This is a genomic window from Cellulomonas sp. ACRRI (assembly GCF_022346185.1).
Taxonomy (GTDB): domain Bacteria; phylum Actinomycetota; class Actinomycetes; order Actinomycetales; family Cellulomonadaceae; genus Cellulomonas.
On the sequence record NZ_JAKRMS010000046.1, the window covers coordinates 13,756 to 29,345 of the forward strand.

At 75.5% G+C, this 15,590-nt stretch carries 16 protein-coding genes; 6 read left to right on the forward strand and 10 right to left on the reverse strand.

Annotation, left to right across the window (positions count from 1 at the left end):
* The first annotated feature begins 159 nt into the window (after positions 1 to 159).
* From MHY85_RS10290 to MHY85_RS10300, 3 genes are all read left to right on the forward strand, one after another.
* Positions 160 to 1,461, forward strand: coding sequence for a Glu/Leu/Phe/Val dehydrogenase (locus MHY85_RS10290; protein ID WP_239196046.1), 1,302 nt, complete (start codon positions 160 to 162; stop codon positions 1,459 to 1,461).
* Positions 1,462 to 1,552: 91 nt separating this feature from the next.
* Positions 1,553 to 2,617 carry an LLM class flavin-dependent oxidoreductase gene (locus MHY85_RS10295; protein WP_239196048.1) on the forward strand — a complete coding sequence of 355 codons (1,065 nt, stop codon included), beginning with the start codon at positions 1,553 to 1,555 and terminating at the stop codon, positions 2,615 to 2,617.
* 199 nt (positions 2,618 to 2,816) lie between these two features.
* Positions 2,817 to 3,218: an META domain-containing protein gene (locus tag MHY85_RS10300; RefSeq protein WP_239196050.1), complete on the forward strand. Its 402-nt coding sequence runs from the start codon at positions 2,817 to 2,819 to the stop codon at positions 3,216 to 3,218.
* A gap of 6 nt (positions 3,219 to 3,224) precedes the next feature.
* Here MHY85_RS10300 and hemQ read toward each other — a convergent pair whose 3' ends face one another.
* From hemQ to MHY85_RS10345, 9 genes are all read right to left on the reverse strand, one after another.
* Positions 3,225 to 3,962 carry a hydrogen peroxide-dependent heme synthase gene (gene hemQ, locus MHY85_RS10305; RefSeq protein ID WP_239196052.1) on the reverse strand — a complete coding sequence of 246 codons (738 nt, stop codon included), beginning with the start codon at positions 3,960 to 3,962 and terminating at the stop codon, positions 3,225 to 3,227.
* Positions 3,959 to 5,161 carry a ferrochelatase gene (locus MHY85_RS10310; RefSeq protein WP_239196054.1) on the reverse strand — a complete coding sequence of 401 codons (1,203 nt, stop codon included), beginning with the start codon at positions 5,159 to 5,161 and terminating at the stop codon, positions 3,959 to 3,961. Before MHY85_RS10310 ends, hemQ begins: the two co-directional genes overlap by 4 nt.
* A 102-nt stretch (positions 5,162 to 5,263) precedes the next feature.
* Positions 5,264 to 6,295, reverse strand: coding sequence for a carbohydrate ABC transporter permease (locus MHY85_RS10315; RefSeq protein ID WP_239196056.1), 1,032 nt, complete (start codon positions 6,293 to 6,295; stop codon positions 5,264 to 5,266).
* Positions 6,292 to 7,221, reverse strand: a complete 930-nt coding sequence (locus MHY85_RS10320) for a carbohydrate ABC transporter permease (protein ID WP_239196058.1) — start codon at positions 7,219 to 7,221, stop codon at positions 6,292 to 6,294. Before MHY85_RS10320 ends, MHY85_RS10315 begins: the two co-directional genes overlap by 4 nt.
* A 1-nt stretch (position 7,222) precedes the next feature.
* The gene (locus MHY85_RS10325) at positions 7,223 to 8,617 is read right to left on the reverse strand and encodes an ABC transporter substrate-binding protein (RefSeq protein WP_239196060.1); all 1,395 of its coding nucleotides are present in this window, start codon (positions 8,615 to 8,617) and stop codon (positions 7,223 to 7,225) included.
* Positions 8,618 to 8,659: 42 nt separating this feature from the next.
* Positions 8,660 to 10,315, reverse strand: coding sequence for a glycoside hydrolase family 13 protein (locus tag MHY85_RS10330; protein ID WP_239196062.1), 1,656 nt, complete (start codon positions 10,313 to 10,315; stop codon positions 8,660 to 8,662).
* A 228-nt stretch (positions 10,316 to 10,543) separates the two neighbouring features.
* On the reverse strand, positions 10,544 to 11,554 hold the full coding sequence (locus tag MHY85_RS10335; protein WP_239196064.1) for a LacI family DNA-binding transcriptional regulator: 1,011 nt from the start codon (positions 11,552 to 11,554) through the stop codon (positions 10,544 to 10,546).
* Between the two features lie 57 nt (positions 11,555 to 11,611).
* A complete protein-coding gene (locus tag MHY85_RS10340) occupies positions 11,612 to 12,127 on the reverse strand; it encodes a flavodoxin domain-containing protein (RefSeq protein ID WP_239196066.1) in 516 nt (171 codons plus the stop codon).
* Between the two features lie 164 nt (positions 12,128 to 12,291).
* Positions 12,292 to 12,840, reverse strand: coding sequence for a MarR family winged helix-turn-helix transcriptional regulator (locus MHY85_RS10345; protein WP_239196068.1), 549 nt, complete (start codon positions 12,838 to 12,840; stop codon positions 12,292 to 12,294).
* Positions 12,841 to 12,969: 129 nt separating this feature from the next.
* On the opposite strand from MHY85_RS10345, the gene MHY85_RS10350 reads away from it, so the two are divergent.
* From MHY85_RS10350 to MHY85_RS10360, 3 genes are read left to right on the forward strand one after another with little or no spacing between them, the layout of a single operon-like run.
* Entirely contained in the window at positions 12,970 to 13,533 is a 564-nt protein-coding gene (locus MHY85_RS10350) for an NYN domain-containing protein (protein WP_239196070.1), read from the forward strand.
* A 26-nt stretch (positions 13,534 to 13,559) separates the two neighbouring features.
* Positions 13,560 to 14,138 (forward strand): DUF1697 domain-containing protein, encoded by a 579-nt coding sequence (locus tag MHY85_RS10355; protein ID WP_239196072.1) that lies wholly within the window; start codon positions 13,560 to 13,562, stop codon positions 14,136 to 14,138.
* A gap of 45 nt (positions 14,139 to 14,183) precedes the next feature.
* A complete protein-coding gene (locus tag MHY85_RS10360; RefSeq protein WP_239196073.1) occupies positions 14,184 to 14,630 on the forward strand; it encodes an HIT family protein in 447 nt (148 codons plus the stop codon).
* Between the two features lie 97 nt (positions 14,631 to 14,727).
* Here the strand turns inward: MHY85_RS10360 and MHY85_RS10365 are convergent.
* Positions 14,728 to 15,590: SDR family oxidoreductase (locus MHY85_RS10365; protein ID WP_255732830.1), on the reverse strand; the 863-nt coding region annotated here is incomplete at its 5' end.

Genomic DNA, 15,590 nt, shown 5'->3' on the forward strand with positions numbered 1-15,590 from the left:
CGGGGACGCGACCCGTTCGCCCGGTTCGTCCCCGCGGTTCCGGACACCCGGCGTCCGACGCGGTGTGGCACAGTGACGACGTACCCCCGGCCGCCGCCGGCGGGGGCGGCGACGAGGCCGCGCCCGGGCTGCCGGACGCGATGCCCAGGAGGCCTCTGCATGACCGCGACAGCACCCGCCGGTACGCCCGCGTCGCCCACCCCCGCGACGCGCGCACCGCGCACCTCCCCCCTGACGACGGCGCTCGCGCAGCTGTCGTCGGCCGTCGAGCTGCTCGGCTACGACGACGGCCTGCACCAGATGCTCGCCACCCCGCGCCGCGAGCTGCACGTCGCGGTGCCGCTGCGCCGGGACGACGGCCGGATCGAGCTGCTGTCCGGCTACCGGGTGCAGCACAACATCTCCCGCGGCCCCGGCAAGGGCGGCCTGCGCTACGCCCCGGGCGTCGACATCGACGAGGTCCGGGCGCTGGCGATGTGGATGACCTGGAAGTGCGCGGTCGTCGAGCTGCCCTACGGCGGCGCCAAGGGCGGCGTGGCCATCGACCCGCGCGGGTACTCCCCCGCCGAGCTCGAGCGCGTGACCCGGCGGTACACCTCCGAGGTGATGCCGATCATCGGCCCGGAGCGGGACATCATGGCGCCGGACGTGGGCACCACCGAGCAGACGATGAGCTGGGTCATGGACACGTACTCGGTCAACTCCGGGTACACGATCCCGGCCGTCGTCACGGGCAAGCCGCTGGCCGTCGGCGGCTCGCTCGGCCGGGCGACGGCCACCTCGCGCGGGGTCGTGCACGCGACCGCCGCCGCGCTCGCCGACGCCGGCACCGGGCTGTCCGAGGTGACGGCGGCGGTGCAGGGCTTCGGCAAGGTGGGCTCGCACGCGGCGCGGTTCCTCGCGGAGGGCGGCGCGCGCGTGGTCGGCGTCAGCGACCAGTACGGCGGCGTGCACCACCCCGGCGGCCTGGACGTCGCCGCGCTGCACACCCACGTCGTCGAGACGGGGTCGGTGGTCGGCTTCGCGGGCGCCGACCCCGTGACGAACGCCGAGCTGCTGGCCCTCGACGTCGACGTCCTGGTCCCCGCCGCGACCGAGGACGTCCTGGACGAAGACTCCGCCGCCGCGGTCAAGGCGCGCTGGGTGGTCGAGGGCGCGAACGGCCCGACGACCAGCGCGGGCGACCGGGTGCTGGCCGACCGCGGGATCACCGTCGTCCCCGACATCCTGGCGAACGCCGGTGGCGTGGTGGTCTCGTACTTCGAGTGGGTGCAGGCCCAGCAGGCGTACTGGTGGACCGAGCGCGAGATCGAGGACCGGCTGGAGCAGCGGATGCGCGCCGCGTACGCGGCGGTGGCGCAGCGGGCCCGGGCCGACCGCATCACGCTGCGGGACGCGGCGCTGGTCATCGGGGTGCGGCGCGTGGCCGAGGCGCACCAGCTGCGGGGGCTGTACCCCTGATCCGCGGGCCGCGCGGCCGCGCGCCGCGGCTGTGACGCGGGACGCGGCCGGCCCGGGGAAGCACCCGCGGGCCGGCCGCGTTGCCCCTGACGTGAGCACACCCGACGCCGCCCGCGCGCACCAGCCCGTCGTCCGCCCCGAGGTCCCGCTGTCCGTGCTGGACCTGTCCCCGGTCGGGACCGGGGCGACCAGCGCCGACGCCCTGGCCGACTCCACGGCACTGGCCCGCCGCGCCGACGCGCTGGGCTACCGCCGGTTCTGGGTCGCCGAGCACCACAGCATGCCCGCCGTCGCGTCGACCTCGCCGGGCGTGCTGCTGGCGCACCTCGCCGCGTCCACCGACCGCATCCGGGTCGGCTCCGGCGGCGTCATGCTGCCGAACCACCCGCCGCTGGTGATCGCCGAGCAGTTCGCGATGCTGGAGGCGCTGCACCCGGGGAGGGTGGACCTGGGCATCGGCCGCGCGCCCGGCGCCGACCCGATGACCGCCGCCGCCCTGCGCCGCACCGTCGAGGGCCTGGGCGCGGAGGACTTCCCCGCCGAGCTGCTGGACGTGCTGCACCTGCTGGGGCAGCTGCCCGCGGGCCGGGCGGCGTCGGCGGTCGCGCAGCGGCTGCGCGCCACCCCGGTGCCCGCCGGGACGCCGGAGGTCTGGCTGCTCGGATCGTCGACGTTCAGCGCCCAGCTGGCCGGCGAGCTCGGCCTGCCGTTCTCCTACGCGCACCACTTCGGCACCGGCATCACGACGACCGCCGCCGAGGTCTACCGGTCGGCGTTCCGGCCCTCCGCGATCCTGGACGCCCCGCACCTCATGGTGTCGGCGTCGGTGATCGTGGCCGAGTCGCAGGAGCGCGCGCAGTGGCTGGCCGGGCCGTCGAAGGTCATGGCGCTGCGGCTGCGGAGCCGGGGCGCGCTGGCGCCGATCGAGACCCCGGAGGACGCCGAGAAGCTCCTGGCGGGCCTGGACCCGGTGCAGGCGGCGGAGTTCTTCGCGAAGGTGGCCGGCACCCAGATCGCCACGACCGCGGAGCCCGCGGCCGCCGCCCTGCGCGAGCTGGTGGAGCGCACCGGGGCGGACGAGCTGATCGTGACGGCGACGACCCACGCGGTCGAGGACCGCATCGCGACCCTGGAGGCCCTGGCCGCCGCCTGGTGACCGTGCCGCGGCGCGGCCCCGCGGGCGCGGCCTACGCCTTCCGGCCCCGCCCCCTCGGATCGGAGGCGGCGAGGCCGGAGAGCGTAGGCCGGGCGACCCCACCGGATCGTCGCGCTGCCCCCTGATCGACCGGCATGCGGCGGGTCGATCGGGTGGGGATCCGGGGCGGCGCGCGGCGCGGGGTGGCAGGATCGGCGCCATGGACGAGGTCGTCGTGGGGACGTGGCGGTTCACCGAGGTCGCGGGCGCGCCGCTCGACGACGGGCCGGAGCGCGCGCACCCGGCGCTGACGTTCTCCGGGGACGGCCAGGTCTACGGCACGGGCGGCGTGAACCGGCTGCGAGGCACCTGGTCCTTCGCGGCCGACGGCGGCGACGGCGACGCCGACGCGCCCGCGTCCACCACCGGGACGCTCACCTTCGGCCCGGTCGTCACCACGCTGATGGCCGGCACGCCGGAGCACATGGCCCGCGAGCGCGCCGTGCTCGACCTGCTCGCCCACCCGGTGCGCGCCGCGGTCGTCGACGGCGCGCTCGTGCTCACGGACGGCGAGGGGCGGGTCAGCCGCCTGCTGCCCGCCCCCGCCGAGGAGCCCGTCTAGCCGCGCTCAGGCGCGCGGCTGCCGCTCCGCCCAGTCCGCGAGCTCGACGCGCGGGCCGGTGTAGAACGGCACCTCCTCGCGCACGTGCCGGCGGGCGCCGGTCGCGCGCAGGTCGCGCATGAGGTCGACGATGCGGTGCAGCTCGTCGGCCTCGAAGCCGAGGATCCACTCGTAGTCGCCGAGCGCGAACGACGACAGCGTGTTGGCGCGGACGTCGGCGTAGTCGCGCGCGGCGTGGCCGTGCTCGCGGAGCAGCTCGCGGCGCTCCTCGTCGCTCAGCAGGTACCACTCGTACGACCGCACGAACGGGTACACGCACAGGTAGTCGCGCGGCGCCTCGCCGGCCAGGAACGCCGGGACGTGGCCGCGGTTGAACTCCGCGGGGCGGTGCATCGCCGCGACGGACCACACGGGCAGCAGGTGGGCACCGAGCTCGCTCGCGCGCAGCCGGTGGAACGCCTCCTGAACGGCCTCGATGGTCGGCGCCCACCACCACACCATGAGGTCCGCGTCGGCGCGCAGGCCGGCCACGTCGTACCAGCCCCGCACGACGAGGCCCTCCGGCGCGTCCGGGCCGGTCAGCGCGGCGAGCGCGTCCTCGACCAGGCGCTTCCGCTCGGCGTCCTCGGCCGGCAGCGGCTCGGTGGTCTCGAACACCGCGTACATCGCGTACCGGATCGAGGCGTTGATCTCGTCGGCGACCTCGGTGCTGTGCCCGCCGGCCGGCGGCGTCGTGGTGCTCATCGTGCTGCTGCTCCCTCGCTGGTGTCGTCCGCTCGCTGCTGGTTGATCGTGGGCAGGCCCGTGTCGACGCCGGCGCGCTGGAAGCAGCAGCCCACGGCGCACCGGTCCGGCCAGGCGCCGAGCACGCCGACCGTCACCCGGTCGGGGTCCTCGCCGCGCTCGGCGGCCGCGCGCTCGAGCACCAGGTCGACCAGGCCCGCGACGAACGGGGCCCGGGTGGACGCCGAGCCGGCGCGCACCGCGGTGACGCCGAGGTCCCGCGCCGTGGCCATGGCCTCGGTGTCGAGGTCGTAGGCGACCTCCATGTGGTCGGAGACGAAGCCGATCGGCGACATCACGACGGCGGTGGTGCCGGCCTCCGCCCGCTCGGCCAGCACGTCGTTGATGTCGGGCTCCAGCCACGGCTGCGAGGGCGGGCCGGAGCGCGAGCAGAACGCCAGGCTCCAGTCCGGCGACACCCCGAGCTCGGCGGCGACGAGCTGCACCACCTCGCGGCAGGCGTCCTGGTGCTGGGCCTGGTAGCCGGGGCGGGCGGCGGCCGAGCCGGCCTCCATCGCGAGCGGGATCGAGTGCGTGACGAACAGCAGCGGCGCCTCGGCGGCGACCTCGGCGACCGGCCGGCCGACCTGCGCGGCGAGCTCGGTGAACGCCTCGACCACGGCGTCCGCGTTGGCGCGCACGAAGCCCGGGTGGTTGAAGTAGTGCCGGAGCTTGTCGACCTGGACGCCCGCGGCGGCCTCGGCGTCGGCGCAGCCCTCGGGCTCCCCGGCCATGCCCGCGAGCGCCGCGGCGACGTGCTCGCGGTACTGCCGGCAGCCCGAGTAGGACCCGTACGCGCTGGTGACGACCGCGAGCACGCGGGACGCGCCGCGCTCGCGCAGGTCCGCCAGGGCGCCGTCGGTGTACGGCTCCCAGTTGCGGTTGCCCCACGCGAGCGGGGTGTCGATGCCGCGCGCGTCGAGCTCGGCGCGCAGCGCGGCGAGCAGCTCGCGGTTCTGGTCGTTGATCGGGCTGCGGCCGCCGAACAGCGCGTAGTGCTGGCTGACCTCGACCAGGCGCTCCTCGGGGATGCCCTTGCCGCGGGTCACGTTGCGCATGAACGGCAGGACGTCCTCGGGCTTCTCCGGGCCGCCGAACGAGAGCAGGAGGAGGGCGTCGTACGGTGCGAGCGACGACGCCGTCACGGTGGGGGAAGACACCGCCTCATCATCCCACCGGCCCCCGCACCCGCCCGCCGGGAGGCCGACCACTCAGGCGTGATCTTGATACGACGGCGCGTCAGATCGCCGGGAGCACGCGCGTCACCCCTTCACGGCCCCGCCGAGCCCCGCGCCCCGCAGGAACAGGCGCTGGAACACCAGGAACAGCAGCACCGGGATGAGCGTCGAGATCGCCAGCGCCGCCATCAGCACGCCGAGGTCGGTGGTGGCCTGCAGCGACGGCAGCCGCACGGACAGCGGCTGGATGTCCGGGTCCCGCAGCACCAGCAGCGGCCACAGGAAGTCCTTCCACGACGCGATGATCGCGAACACCGACACGACGCCGAGGATCGGGCGGCTCATCGGCAGCACGACCGACCAGAACAGCCGGAACGGCCCCGCCCCGTCGACCCGCGCGGCCTCGAACACCTCGCGCGGCAGGCCGTCGAAGAACCGCTGCACCAGCAGCACGTTGAACGCGCTGGCGCCGGCGGGCAGCCACACCGCCCAGTACGAGTTCATCAGCGACCGCCCCAGCACCGGCGGGTCGAGGATCACCAGGTACAGCGGCACCAGCAGCACGACGGCCGGCACGAACAGCGTCGCCAGCACCGCCGCCTGCACGACCTTCGCGTACCGCGGCCGGAGCACCGACAGCAGGTAGCCGCCCGTCGTGGCGACCAGGATCTGGCTGGCCCACGACCCCGCGGCCAGCACGACGGTGTTGAGGAAGTACCGGCTGACCTGCACGTCGTTCCAGGCCGCCGACAGGTTGTCCCACGCGATCCCGTGCGGGAACACCGCCAGCGGCGTGCGCAGGATGTCCTGGGTCGGCGTGATCGCGAACTTGGCGAGCAGCACCAGCGGGCCGAGACCGCACAGCACCAGCAGCGCGAGCAGCACGCCGTGCGACAGCCGCATCGACCGGCGGACCAGCGGGCGGCGCCAGTCGGCGGGCGACAGGGCGCCCCGGTCGGCCTCGTCCGGGCGGCGGGTGCGCCGGAGCACGGGCCGGCCGCGGCGGCGCGCCCCCGGGCCGCCGCCCTCCGCGGCACCGGCCGCGCCGGGGCCGGGGAGGGCGGCGGTCGCCGGCGTCGCGTGCGCCGGGCCGGCCGGCGTCGTCGAGGTCGTCATGTCTGGCTCCAGGACCGGGTGAGGCGGAAGTACACGACCGACAGCACCGCCAGGACGACGGCGAGCATCAGGCTCAGCGCGGTCGCCGCCCCGTAGTCGCCGCCGAGGCTCTGCCCGAACGCGTACCGGTAGACGAGCAGGAGCACCGTGATCGTGGCGTTGGCGGGGCCGCCGTCGGTGAACAGGTACGGCTCCAGGAAGACCTGCGCGGTCCCGATGATCTGCAGGATGAACGTGATGAGCAGGACGGCGCGCAGCTGCGGCATCGTCACGTGCCAGACCTTGCGCCACACCGACGCCCCGTCCACCTCGGCGGCGTCGTACAGCTCCCCCGGCACCGCCGTCAGCGCGGCGAGGTAGATGATGATCGTGCCGCCGGCCGCGGCCCAGGTGGCCTCCAGCACCAGCGACGGCATGGCCCAGTCCGCGTCCTGCAGCCAGGGCACCGGCCCGACGCCGACCCAGCCGAGCATGGTGTTGAACACGCCCTCGGGCCGCGCGTCGAAGAAGAACTTCCACAGCAGCACGGCGACGACCGGCGGGACCACCACGGGCAGGTAGGCGAACGCGCTGTACAGCCCCTTCGCCCGGCGCACCTCGCTCATCAGCACCGCGGCCAGCAGCGGCACCGGGTAGCCGAGCAGCAGGGCGAGCGCCGCGAACCACAGCGTGTTGCCGACCGCGGTGGCCAGCAGCGGGTCGGCCAGCACCGTGCGGACGTTGTCCAGGCCGACCCAGGCGGTGGTGACCAGGTTGGTCTCCTGGAGGCTCATCACGACGGCCTTGCCGATCGGCAGCCAGGAGAACAGCCCGAACACCACCAGCAGCGGCAGCGCGAAGACGAGCGTGCTCAGCCCGCCGCGGCGGACCCAGGTGAGGGGGGTCCGCCGCGGCGAGGTGGCACGAGCCTCGTGGGTCAGGGCCACGTCAGCCCGCGTTCTTGTCGAGGATCGCCTGCACGTCCGCGTCCGCCTGCTCCAGCAGCGCGTCGATGTCGGCGTCCTCGTCGGTCAGCACCGCCTGGACGACGGTGTCCAGCGCGCCGTACAGCTCCTGCGTCGAGCCGGCCGGCTCCGGGATCAGCGGCTGGTCGAAGATCACGTCGGTGAACCCGGTCATCTGGTCGAGCGGCACGTTCACCAGGTCGGCGATCCAGGTCTGCGACTCGTCGTACTGCTCCTGGCTGAAGATCGGCAGCACCGGGGTGCCGACCGGCTGGTCCGAGGCCACGAGGGTCTCGGCGTCCTTGACCGCCGCGTCGGAGTCGGTGAGCTTGCGCAGGTAGTAGAAGTCGATCCACTTCACGGCGGCCTCCTTCTGCGCCTCGGAGGCCGAGGTGCTGACCGCGGCGAGCGTCCCGCCGCCGAGCACGCCCGCGTCGTCGCCCTCGAGCGGCACGGCGGTCAGGCCGTAGTCGTCGGGGTTGATCGCGTTGGTCTGCACCAGCGAGGTGTAGACGTCCGACCCCGACGTGAACATGCCGACCTGGCCCGCGGCGAACGCCTGGTTGATCGACGACCAGTCGAGCAGGAAGTTCGCGCCCATGGAGCCGTCCTCCCAGCGCAGGTCGTGCAGGTACTCCAGGGCCGCCTTCGTGCCGTCGTTGTCGAGCGTGGCGGTGTACGTCCCGTCGTCGTCGGTCTCCTGGACGCGGCCGCCGCGGGCGTAGGTCGCGACGGTGAGCTGCCAGCCGCCCGTGTTGTTCTGCGTCATGGTGGCGTAGCCCGCCTGGCCGGTGGCGTCGGCGATCGCCTTGGCGTCCGCGCGCACCTCGTCCCAGGTGGTCGGCGGGTCGTCGGGGTCGAGGCCCGCCTGCGCGAACAGCGCCCGGTTGTAGTGCAGGCCGATGCCGTAGACCGACTTGGCCGGGATCGCGTACACCTTGCCGTCGGCGCCGGTGCCGGCCTCGAGGACGTTCGGGTTGAAGTCGTCCGCATAGGGCAGCGCCTGCACCTGGGCGTCGATGTCGGCGAGCTGGCCGTTCTCGATCAGCGTCTTGCCGTCCGTGAACGGGATCTCGAACACGTCGGGCAGCGTGCCGCCGGCGAGCTGGGCGGCGAACGTCGTCGCCTTCCACTCGTACTCCTCCGGCTGCACGTCGATGTCCGGGTTCGCCTCCTCGAACTGGGCGACCTGCTCGTCGAAGGCGTCGAACGCCTCCTGCTCCGAGCCGGGCAGCAGCGACACGACGCGCAGGACGGTCTTCCCGCCCGCGGTGCCGTCGCCCTCGCCGGCGTCGTCGGATCCGCTGCTGCACGCGGCGAGCAGGGTGAAGGACAGCGCGCCGGTCAGGGCGAGCGCCGTCGTGCGTGAGGACCTCATCGTCACTCCTCGGGTCGGGTGGTGCGGTGGGTGGGTGGGTGGTCAGGCGGCGCGGAGCCAGGCCGCGGTGTCGGGGTCGAGCGCGGCGCCGTCGGTCGGGCCGCTCGCCAGCAGCACGCCGCCGTGCGGCGGCAGCGCCACCGGGCCGGCGGACAGGTTGACGACGCAGAGCACGTCGCCGCGGGCGAAGGCCAGCACGCCGGGGCCGGCGTCGAGCCAGCGCAGGTCGCCGTCGCCGAGGCCCGGCTCCGACCGGCGCAGCGCGAGCGCGTCGCGGTACAGCCGGAGCATGGAGCCGGGGTCCGCCTCCTGGGCGGCGACGGTGCGGGGCGCCCAGCCGGCGGGCTGCGGGAGCCACGGCTCGGCCGGCACCCCGCCCGGCGGGTCGGCCGAGAAGCCGTACGGCGGCCGGTCCCCCGACCACGGCAGTGGCACCCGGCAGCCGTCCCGCCCGGGGTCCACCCCGCCGGACCGCGCGTGCATCGGGTCCTGCACCGCCTCGGGCGGCAGGTCCTCGACCTCGGGCAGCCCGAGCTCGTCGCCCTGGTAGAGGTAGAGCGACCCGGGCAGCGCGGCGGTGAGCAGCGCGGCCGCCCGGGCCCGGCGGGTGCCGAGGTCCAGGTCGGTCGGGGTGCCCGCGCGCTTCGCGGCGAAGGAGAACGACGAGTCCGCGCGGCCGTACCGGGTCACCGGCCGGGTCACGTCGTGGTTCGACAGCACCCAGGTGGCCGGGGCGCCGACGCCGCGGTGCGCGGCGAGCGTGCGGTCGACCGAGGCCCGGAGCGCCACCGCGTCCCAGGGCTGCGCCATCACGTCGAAGTTGAAGGCGGTGTGCATCTCGTCCGGGCGCAGGTAGGCCGCGAACCGCTCGGCGTCGTCCAGCCACACCTCGCCGACCAGCACCCGGGTGCCCGGGTAGGAGTCGGCGACCTTGCGCCACGCGCGGTAGACGTCGTGCAGCTCGTCGCGGTCGAGGTGCGGGTGGCCGCCGGGTGCCGGGGTGGTGCCGGGGGCGGGCAGCTCCGGCAGCGCCGGGTCCTTGACGAGCAGCGCCGCCGAGTCGATCCGGATGCCCGCGACGCCCCGGTCGAACCAGAACCGCAGCACGTCCTCGTGCTCGGCCCACACGTCCGGGTGGGTCCAGTTCAGGTCGGGCTGCTGGGTGGTGAACAGGTGCAGGTACCACTCCCCCGGCGTGCCGTCCGGGTTCGTCGTCCGGGTCCAGGTCCCGCCGCCGAAGCTCGACTCCCAGTGCGTCGGGATGCCGGCGCCGTCCGGGCCGGTGCCCGGGTGGAACCAGAACCGCTCGCGCTCCGGGGAGCCCGGGCCGGCGGCCAGGGCGGCGCGGAACCACGGGTGCCGGTCCGAGACGTGGTTGGGGACCACGTCGACGATCGTGCGGATGCCGAGCGCCAGCGCCTCCGCGATCAGGGCCTCCGCCTCGGCGAGGGTGCCGAACGCCGGGTCGATCGCGCGGTAGTCGGCGACGTCGTAGCCGCCGTCGGCCATCGGCGACGCGTACCAGGGCGTGAACCACAGCGCGTCGACGCCGAGGTCCCGCAGGTACGGCAGCCGGCTGCGGACGCCCGCGAGGTCGCCGGTGCCGTCGCCGTCGCCGTCCGCGAACGAGCGGACGTAGACCTCGTAGATCACGGCGTCCCGCCACCAGGTGGGGTCGTCGCTCGGGGGATGCACCACGGCGTGCCTCTGTTCTCGGCCGATCCGCGGTCGTCGGTGACCGCGTAGCAGGGACACTAAATCCGGCGACGGCGTGCGCGCAAGAACTCGACAGCAGCGTTACCGAAACGCGACCGGCGCTCGCGCGGGCGCACGAGGTCGCGCCGACGCCGGCGGTTGCACGCTCAGCCGGACGCGCGGACCCGGCGAGCACGCGCGGAACCCGCGGACCCGGCGCGCGCAGGCGGGTCAGGCCCCGGGGGCCGGGGCGGTGCTGCCGCGCACCACGAGCTCCGGCTCGAACAGCAGCTCGTCCGTCGACACCGGGTACCCGCCGATCAGACCGACGAGCAGGTCGATCGCCGCCCGCCCCATCGGCTCGATCGGCTGCCGCACGGTGGTCAGCGGCGGCTCGGTGCAGTTCATGAACAGCGAGTCGTCGTACCCCACGACCGACACGTCCTCCGGCACGCGCAGCCCCGCCCGGCGTGCGGCGCGGATCGCCCCGAGCGCCAGCGGGTCGCTCGCGCACACCAGCCCGGTCAGCCCCTGGCGGAGCAGCCGGGTCGCGGCGGCCTGCCCGCTCTCGAGGGAGTACGCGCTGCGGGCGATCGCGTCGTCGGCGAGCTCGACGCCGAGCCGGGCCGCGGCGGCGCGGGCGGCGTGCAGCTTGCGCTCGGACGGCACGTGGTCGACGGGCCCGAGCACGAGCCCGATCCGGGTGTGGCCGAGCGACGCCAGGTGGCCCACGGCCTGCTCGACCGCCACCTCGTCGTCGCAGGACACCCGCGGGAACGGCAGCTCCTCGATCGAGGCGTTGATGAGCACCACCGGCAGGCCGCGGTCGGCCAGCAGGGCGTAGTGCTCGTGGTCGGCGCCGCGCTGGGCGAAGTTGCCGCCGGCGAAGACGATGCCGGACACCTGCTGCGTGAGGAGCAGGTCGACGTAGTCGGCCTCGGACACGCCGCCCGCCGTCTGCGTGCACAGCACCGGCGTGTAGCCCTGCTGGGCGAGCGCACCGCCCACGACCTCGGCGAACGCCGGGAAGATCGGGTTCTGCAGCTCGGGCAGCACCAGGCCGACCAGGCGGGCGCGCTCCCCGCGCAGCTTGGTGGGCCGCTCGTAGCCCAGCACGTCGAGCGCCGTCAGCACCGCCTGGCGCGTCTGCTCGGAGACGCCGCTGCGGCCGTTGAGCACGCGGCTCACCGTCGCCTCGGACACCCCGACCTTCCGCGCGACCTCCGCGAGCCGTCCAGCCATGGGCGCAAGTCTACGACGCGATCACGCAAGCGGCTTGCACGGCGCGCGGACCCGCGCTCAGGCGCTGGCCGCCGCCCGGGGCGCGACCGCCTGCAGGTGCTCCGCGATGTCCCGCGCCCAGCTCCGCACCGCGTCGAAGTCCCGGTGGTCGCCCTCCTTGGCCCGCGCGCCGGCGATGATCGCCCGCTCGGCGAACGCGAGCTCGCTGCGCAGCAGCCGCCCGGCGAACGCGCGGTGCCCGATCGCCCCGACGTCCCGCATGAGTGCCAGCAGCTCGTGCGGGCTGTTCGCCCGGGCCGCGGGCTGCGTCGCGAGGCCCGAGGAGAACACCCAGACGTGCCGCCGACGCAGGTCCGCCGCCAGGCGCGCCGCCAGGTCGCGTGCGGCCGGCATCCAGTGCGCCGTGTACACCGCCGACCCGAGCACGACCGCGTCGTACCCGTCGAGGTCGGTGACGTCCTCCGGCGCGGCCTCGTGCACCACGTGGCCACCGGCCCGCAGCACCTCCGCGACGGCCGAGCCGATCTCCGCGGTGGCACCGTGGCGCGAGGCCACCGTCACCAGGACGTTCATCGCTCTGCCCTCCAGCGGCTGTGTCGTGGCGGTCGTGCCCGGCCCCCTCCCGGCCCGGGACCGCCGACATCCATGGTCCGTCGCGGACCGGGCCGGGTCGTGGGCCGGAGGTCCCCGGTACCGCCTCCGACCGCCCGCGCCGGATGCCCCGGGCGGCCCCGGGCTCAGGAGCCGCCCGGCACGTGACCTGCGACGTCGTCCGCCCGGTCGAGGTCGGCGATCCCCGGCTGCGCGGCACGGAGCGCCCCCGCCACGTCGGTGAGCGCCGCGAGCTGCGCCGCGTCCAGGGCGCCGCCGACGTAGTGGGCGATCGCCTGGACGTGCCGTCGGCCGACCTCCCGCTGGAGGGCCGCGCCGTCCGCCGTGAGGCCGACGACCACGCCGCGCCCGTCGCCCGCGGCCGGCGCGCGCCGCACCCAGCCGGCCTCCTCCAGGCGCTCGACCATGCGGCTCAGGCTCGGCTGGCTGAGCAGGCTCGACTCGCCGAGGTCGCGCAGCCGCAGTCCCTCCGGGGCGCGGGACAGCGTGAACAGCACGTCGTACTCGCGCAGGGAGACGCGGTCCCAGATCGGGTCGCGCTGGAGCCGGCGCATGATCGCGACCTGGGCGCGGAACAGCTCCTCCCAGGCGACCGCGGCGGCGCGCACGTCCACCACCGGCGCCGCGCCGGGCGCCGTCCCCGTCGCGCCTGCCGCGTCGTCCCGCACCGTCATCGCCGCTCCGTCCGCTGGTCCATGCGTTCGCATCTACCCACCCAACCGTCGCGGCCCCCCCGCTGTTCCGCACACCGGACGCCCGCGCCGTGCGCACGCGGCTCCCGGGCGCGCCGCTACGCTGGCCCGATGCAGAACGACGGCGTCCGCTCGACGTACGTGCTGGTCGACGGCGAGAACATCGACGCGACCCTCGGCTCCTCGATCTTCAACGGGCGCCCGACCCCGGAGCAGCGCCCCCGCTGGGAGCGGGTGCTGGAGTTCGCGCACCGCACCTGGGGCCAGCAGCCCAAGGGGCTGTTCTTCCTCAACGCCACCAGCGGCACGCTGCCGATGTCGTTCGTGCAGGCGCTGCTGGCGATCGGGTACCAGCCGATCCCGCTGGCCGGCGAGGGCAAGGTCGTCGACATCGGCATCAAGCGCACCCTCGAGGCGCTGGCCGACCGGCCGGGCGACGTGCTGCTCGCCTCGCACGACGGCGACTTCGCCCCCGAGGTCGAGGCGCTGCTGGGCGGCGACCGCCGGGTCGGCCTGCTGGCGTTCCGCGAGTTCACCAGCACCGCGCTGAGCCACCTGGCCGACCGCGGCCTGCAGGCGTTCGACCTGGAGACCGACGTCAAGGCCTTCAACGTCACGCTGCCGCGGCTGCGGATCATCCCGCTCGACGAGTTCGACCCGCTGCGCTACCTCTGACGCCGACGGGCGGGCACAGTGGAGGCATGGCGACCACCGACCCCGCCTCCGTCCCGCCCGGCGAGCGGGTCCTGGTGCTGCTGCGCGCGGTGAACGTCGGCGGGCGGTCGGCGTTGCCGATGGCCGACCTGCGCGCCGCCGCGGCCGACCTCGGGCACGCCGACGTCGCGACGCACCTGACCACCGGCAACCTGCTGCTGGTGCCCGGCCCCGGTTCCCCCGGCACGCTCGGCGACCTGGCCGACGCGCTGACGACCGGCCTCGCCGGGCGGGTCGGGCGGCCGCTCGCGCTCACCGTCCGCACGCGGGCCCAGGTCGACGACCTGGTGGCGGCGAACCCCTACCCCGGCCCGGCCGCGAACGACCCGGCGCACCTCGTCGTCGTGTTCCTCGACGGGCCGGCGCGGGCCGACGGGCGGATGGACCTGTCCGGGTACGGGCGCGAGCGGGGCACCTGGCGCGGCAGCGAGGGGTACGTGCACTACCCGGACGGCATCGGCCGGTCGAAGGTCACCGCCGGGGTGCTGGACCGGCTGGCCGGGCGGACCGGCACGGCCCGCAACTGGCGGACGGTGCTCGCGCTCCAGGAGAAGCTCGGGGGCTGAGCCCGCCCGGCGCGGGGCGGGCCGCGCCTCGCTACCGTGGGGCGCATGACGACCCTGTTCACCCGCATCATCGACGGCGAGATCCCCGGCCGGTTCGTCTGGGCCGACGACCGCGCGGTGGCGTTCGGCACCATCGCCCCGATCACGGACGGCCACGTCCTGGTCGTGCCGCGCACCGAGGTGGCGTCGTTCACCGAGGCGGACGACGACCTGCTGGCGCACCTCGCGGTCGTCGCGAAGTGCATCGGCCGGGCGCAGCAGGCCGCGTGGGACGCCCCGCGCGCCGCGCTGCTCGTGGCCGGGTTCGAGGTGCCGCACCTGCACCTGCACGTGCTGCCGGCGTGGGGCGAGGGCGAGCTGAGCTTCGCGAACGCCCGGCACGACGTCCCGGCCGAGCAGCTCGACGCGGCGGCCGAGCGCCTGCGGGACGCCCTGCGCGCCGCGGGCGAGGGCGCCCACGTCCCGGCGCGGCTGGACTCCCCGGCGCTCTGACCCGGTCCACGGGCCCGAGTGGACGATCTGGCCGGACACGCCGTCGGCGTGTCCGGCCAGATCGTCCACCGGACGAGGAGGCGGGGCCGCCGGGCCGTCAGGCGACCGGGTCGTCCTCCCCGTAGGGGGCCAGGCGCAGGGTCCGGGCGTCCGCCGCCACGATCCGGTCGGCCAGGGGCGCCAGCGACTCCGGGGTGTCCGTGCCCGCCCGGACGAACCGCCCGTGCAGCGCGTCCAGCCGCCCCGAGCCGAACGCGTCCACCAGCGCCACGGTGGCCTCCACCGGGGTCCACTCGGTGCGGTCGTCGTGCAGCGGCATCGCCTGGGTCATGTCGGTGACCACGACGCCGGGCGCGACGTCCAGCGCCGTGACGCCGCGGTCGGCGTACTGCGCGTCCAGCATCGTGGTGAGCCGGGCGAGCGCACCCTTGCTGATCCCGTAGCCCGAGTAGACGCGCGACGGCCGGTGGCCCGAGCCGGAGTTGATGTTCACCACGTGCCCGGAGCCCCGCGCCAGCATGGCCGGCAGCACCGCGTGCGCCAGCAGCAGCGGGCCGCGCACGTTCGTCTCGATCACCCGCCACACGTCCTCGACGTCGTCGGCGACCAGGTCGACCTCGGCCCGCTCGATCACGCCGGCGTTGTTCACGAGCAGCCCCAGCCCGCCGCGGTCCGCGAACGCCTCCTCCACCCGGGCGACCGCCGCGGCGACGGCCTCGCGGTCCACCACGTCCACGGGCTCGACGACCACCCGCGCGTCCGGGCGGGCGGCCCGGACCTCCTCGGCCACGGCGTCGAGGTGCGTGCGGGTGCGGCCCGCCAGCGCGACGTCCCAGCCGGCCCGGACCAGGCCGAGCGCGATCCCCCGGCCGATCCCCCGCCCGGACGCGCGGGTGGTCGTCGAGCCCGTGGACGTGGTGGACCGCGAGGCCGTCGCCGCGGCGGTCGCCCGGGTGGAGG